The organism is Polaromonas sp. P1_E1_2 (assembly GCF_056406035.1).
Map to the genome: position 1 here is coordinate 1 of NZ_JBFUAZ010000433.1, position 3,754 is coordinate 3,754.

General features: G+C 60.9%; 7 protein-coding genes. 5 read left to right on the top strand and 2 right to left on the bottom strand.

Annotated features, from left to right (window positions below):
* Positions 1 to 45: 45 nt before the first annotated feature.
* Complete coding sequence (locus AC1D1P_RS17345) at positions 46 to 438, bottom strand: DUF2069 domain-containing protein (protein WP_477668901.1); 393 nt, start codon at positions 436 to 438, stop codon at positions 46 to 48.
* A gap of 58 nt (positions 439 to 496) precedes the next feature.
* Between AC1D1P_RS17345 and AC1D1P_RS17350 the strand changes: the two genes are divergently transcribed.
* From AC1D1P_RS17350 to AC1D1P_RS17365, 4 genes are all read left to right on the top strand, one after another.
* Positions 497 to 1,711, top strand: a complete 1,215-nt coding sequence (locus AC1D1P_RS17350) for a YihY family inner membrane protein (RefSeq protein ID WP_477673825.1) — start codon at positions 497 to 499, stop codon at positions 1,709 to 1,711.
* A 177-nt stretch (positions 1,712 to 1,888) separates the two neighbouring features.
* On the top strand, positions 1,889 to 2,095 hold the full coding sequence (locus AC1D1P_RS17355; RefSeq protein ID WP_477673826.1) for a hypothetical protein: 207 nt from the start codon (positions 1,889 to 1,891) through the stop codon (positions 2,093 to 2,095).
* Between the two features lie 337 nt (positions 2,096 to 2,432).
* Complete coding sequence (locus AC1D1P_RS17360; protein WP_477667917.1) at positions 2,433 to 2,621, top strand: DUF3606 domain-containing protein; 189 nt, start codon at positions 2,433 to 2,435, stop codon at positions 2,619 to 2,621.
* The gene (locus AC1D1P_RS17365) at positions 2,618 to 2,848 is read left to right on the top strand and encodes a hypothetical protein (RefSeq protein WP_477673827.1); all 231 of its coding nucleotides are present in this window, start codon (positions 2,618 to 2,620) and stop codon (positions 2,846 to 2,848) included. Before AC1D1P_RS17360 ends, AC1D1P_RS17365 begins: the two co-directional genes overlap by 4 nt.
* Before the next feature lie 62 nt (positions 2,849 to 2,910).
* Here AC1D1P_RS17365 and AC1D1P_RS17370 read toward each other — a convergent pair whose 3' ends face one another.
* Positions 2,911 to 3,279, bottom strand: coding sequence for an Mpo1-like protein (locus AC1D1P_RS17370; RefSeq protein WP_477673828.1), 369 nt, complete (start codon positions 3,277 to 3,279; stop codon positions 2,911 to 2,913).
* Positions 3,280 to 3,441: 162 nt separating this feature from the next.
* On the opposite strand from AC1D1P_RS17370, the gene AC1D1P_RS17375 reads away from it, so the two are divergent.
* The coding region (locus AC1D1P_RS17375; protein WP_477673829.1) for a thioredoxin family protein at positions 3,442 to 3,754 on the top strand (313 nt) is incomplete at its 3' end.

Here is a 3,754-nt window from a genome sequence, read left to right on the forward strand (position 1 = left end):
GACTCAATCAGTTGGGTGTGTGTGCTCACGATGTTCGGCTTCAGGTTAAGGGGTTGATGGATTTGAGGCGCTGGAAGCAGTGGGGGCGTTTTTCAGCCGCACCCGCACATGCATCGCGCAGGCGGCAAACAGCGTGAGGCACAGCAGCACCTCGATGAAGGCCAGGTAGTTGCCGGGGGCGCGGTCGCTCCAGGCCCGCACCACGCCTTCGGTGAAATACAGCCACACCAGCAGGCTGACCCAGCGGTAGGTGTACATGCGGTTTTTCATGATGCCGGCCAGTGGAATGCACAGCGGCAGCACTTTGAGCGCCAGTAATGAGCCGCCCGGGCGTATGGGCGCCAGCCACATTTCCCAGGCCAGGCCCAGCACGATAAGGCCCAGCAGGCTGGCCAGCGCGAGCCGGCGGGTGATGTCAATTTGCGTTGTTTTGTTCATGGTCATGGGAACCCGCTGGACCGTCAACAGGTTCAAGGTCAGTGGCATGATACCGGGGATGAAATTTCAGCAATATCTCGAGGACCTCTTGAGCGACCTGTCGCGCTTTCCGTGGCGCGGCACAGCGCTCACGCTGCGTGACCGTTTCCGGGAAGACCACATGGGCCTGACCGCCAGCAGCCTGACCTTCACCACCTCGATCGCGCTGGTGCCGTTTTTTACGGTGGCGCTGGCCATCTTTACGGCCTTCCCGATGTTCTCGAAGTTGCAGGGCGCCCTGCAGGCCTGGCTGATTCAGAGCCTGATCCCCGACAACATCGCCCGCCAGGTGCTGGGTTACCTGACGCAATTCAGCCGCCAGGCCAATAAGCTGGGCATCGCGGGCCTGGCCGTGCTTCTGGTCACGGCCATCGCGCTCATCCTGACCATTGACCGAACGCTCAACGGTATCTGGCGCGTCAAAAAGGCGCGGCCACTGACGCAGCGTGTGCTCATTTATTGGGCTGCCATTACCTTGGGGCCGCTGCTGCTGGCGGCCAGCCTGGCGGTCACTTCTTATGTGCTGTCGGCCTCGGGCGGCCTGGTGGGCGCTTTGCCCGTCAGCCTGCGTTTTCTGCTCAGCGTCCTGCAGTTTTTCCTGGTGGCGGGGGGCATGGCGGCGATGTACCGCTATGTGCCCAATACCTACGTGAAGTGGTCGCATGCCTGGGTAGGGGGCCTGTTTGTGGCTGCGGGCATTGAGGTGGCCAAACGCGTGCTGAGCCTGTATCTGGGCGCCGTGCCGACCTATTCGCTGGTGTATGGCGCGTTCGCTACCTTGCCCATCCTCCTTGTATGGATTTATGTGTCCTGGGTCATCGTGCTGATGGGCGCTGTGATTGCCGCGTACCTGCCCAGTCTCCTGGCCGGAGTGGCCCGCCGCGGCAGCGCACATGGCTGGCATTTCCAGCTGGCCATTGAAGTGCTCCAGCAGTYGCACCGGGCACTGGCCACCCCGCGCAAGGGTGTCAGCGCTTCGCAGCTGGCCGAGCTCCTCCAGGTGGACGGGCTGCAGCTGGAGCCGGTACTGGAAACACTGGTTGCGCTGGACTGGGTAGGCCAGCTYAATGAAGCCGAGGGTGAGGTGGAAGCCCGTTACCTGCTGCTGGCCGACCCCGACACCACGCCGCTGGAGCCATTGATACAGCAACTGCTGCTGGACAAGGCCGAAGCGGTTCAGGGCCTGTGGGAAAAGGCCCGGTGGCCGGCCATACGGCTACGCGACGCGCTGTAAACCGCCGACTCCGACCCGCCAACCCCGCACATCAGCAGGTTTCGGAGCTAGTCCATCCGGACTAAAAACCAGTCCCTGTTTGGGGATATTTGTGACTGCCTGCGTGTTGTAACAAAATCAGGCTTTTGATTTTTTCACGCACTGACAATGCCATCAAAAACACCAACCAGGGAAAAATTGGACGGCGCCATTGCCCATGAACGGCAGGCGCACCAGGAAGCCCGACAGATCTACGAAGAGCTGACGGCGAAAATGTGGGCCTACCAGACCGGCCAGGGCCCGGCGCCCACCAATAAAGACTTCGAAATGTGGAGTCAGGCCGTGGAGCAGCGCGTCAAGGTCAAGCAGTTGGGCATCCGGGTAGACGGCGAGTCCGGCCTTTAATTTTTTGCGTCGCGCCTTCGCGGCGGTTCAGGCGCATACCCGCATCGTTTTGCCCTCCTGACGTGGCCTCCTTGCGATTTGGCAAGACTCCGCTTCAGCCCAAATGCGTGCCAGGAGGCAGGTTTGAGCCCGTTTTCAAGCCTGATTGCCTCATCCTGCAAAAGCCGTTCGGGTGACGTAAGCCTTGTAAGAATTTTTATGCTGCACCGCACAAATTTTCGCCCGTTAGGCCTTCAGGCGCGCGGGAGGAATTCTTACAAGACCATCTTTATGCTTACGCCACGATTCTCTTCATCTGTTGCAATCCCCTCAATTGACAACCAAGCTGGAGAGAACCGTGACATCACCATCGAACCTGATCGCCGACCCGGCCCTGACAAACGAGCCCATCAACATCAACGAGGAAGCCTCCCTGAAATACTGGGTCAGCGCACTCGATTGCAGTGAGCTTGAACTGCGCGTTGCCGTGGCGGAAGTAGGCCCTGCCGCCAAAGACGTGAGCAATGAACTCGGGCGGTCTTTATGAGTGCCGCCGTTCCCGATGCGCCCGGGCCGCTCGCGGTGCGGGTGAAGGAGCCGTCAGCGGGTCTTTTTTACTGGGTGGTCACGCAGCTGTCAGCCGAAGAGCACATGGCGGACCTGCGCATTGAAGGTTCCGACCACCCGTACMCCACGCATGAAGCGGCGTTGCAGGCCGGCGCTGCTTGCCTCAAGGCGTTAAAAACCGGTCCCTTGCAGTCACTGGACTCCTGATAAACCCCGATAAGGTCTGTTAGAGCCCGTTGTGGGGGCCAAGGCCACGCAGGGAAACGGGCTCAGGTGCCTTTGATGCGCCGCAAGGCCTGGAGCCACATGTCGCGGTACATGACCCAGTCTCCCATGAAGCTGTAGAGTGGCCGCTTGAACGAGGCGGGCCGGTTCTTCTCGAATCCGAAATGCCCGATCCATGCAAAGCCGTAGCCGCACAGCAGGCCGGCCAGCAGCCACCACGGATTGCGGGTCATCAGCAGCGCTGCCAGGCAGAGCAGCGTGAGGCTTGAGCCTGYAAAGTGCAGGCGGCGGCAGGTCGCGTTGCGGTGCTCGCCCAGGTAGAAGGGGTAAAAATCCGCGAAAGACGCAAAGCTGCGGGGATCAACGGGTGTCGTGACGCCGGTTTCGGCCGCATCGGGGCTGATGGCATTCATGGGTTTGTCTCCTGCGCCGGATATCCGGTGGTGCTCCTTATTTTGCGGCGCTGGCCATAATAGTCAATCCATGGCCACCCGGCCCCTGCATCCTTTATGCACTCTTGCGTCTGCATGCCATCTGCTTTGCTTCCAGAGATTCCCCACAGCGAACCACCGGTAATGGCCGCTCCCACGCGCTGGGTGATTTGCCTCTGCGCGGACTGGTGCGGCCTTTGCCGCGACTACGGCGCCGTCTTCTCGGAAATGGCCTTGCGCTATCCGGAAAGCCGGTTTGTCTGGCTGGACATTGAAGATGAAGCCGCGTTGGTCGGCGACCTGGAAGTGGAGACCTTTCCCACGCTGCTGATTGCTGATGCGGGCGGCACGCGCTTTCTGGGTCCCCTGACGCCGCATGCGCAAACCCTTTCCCGCCTGCTGGAGTCGCTGGAGCAGACCGACGTCAGGCCCGTGCCCCATTTGCCATCCACACAGG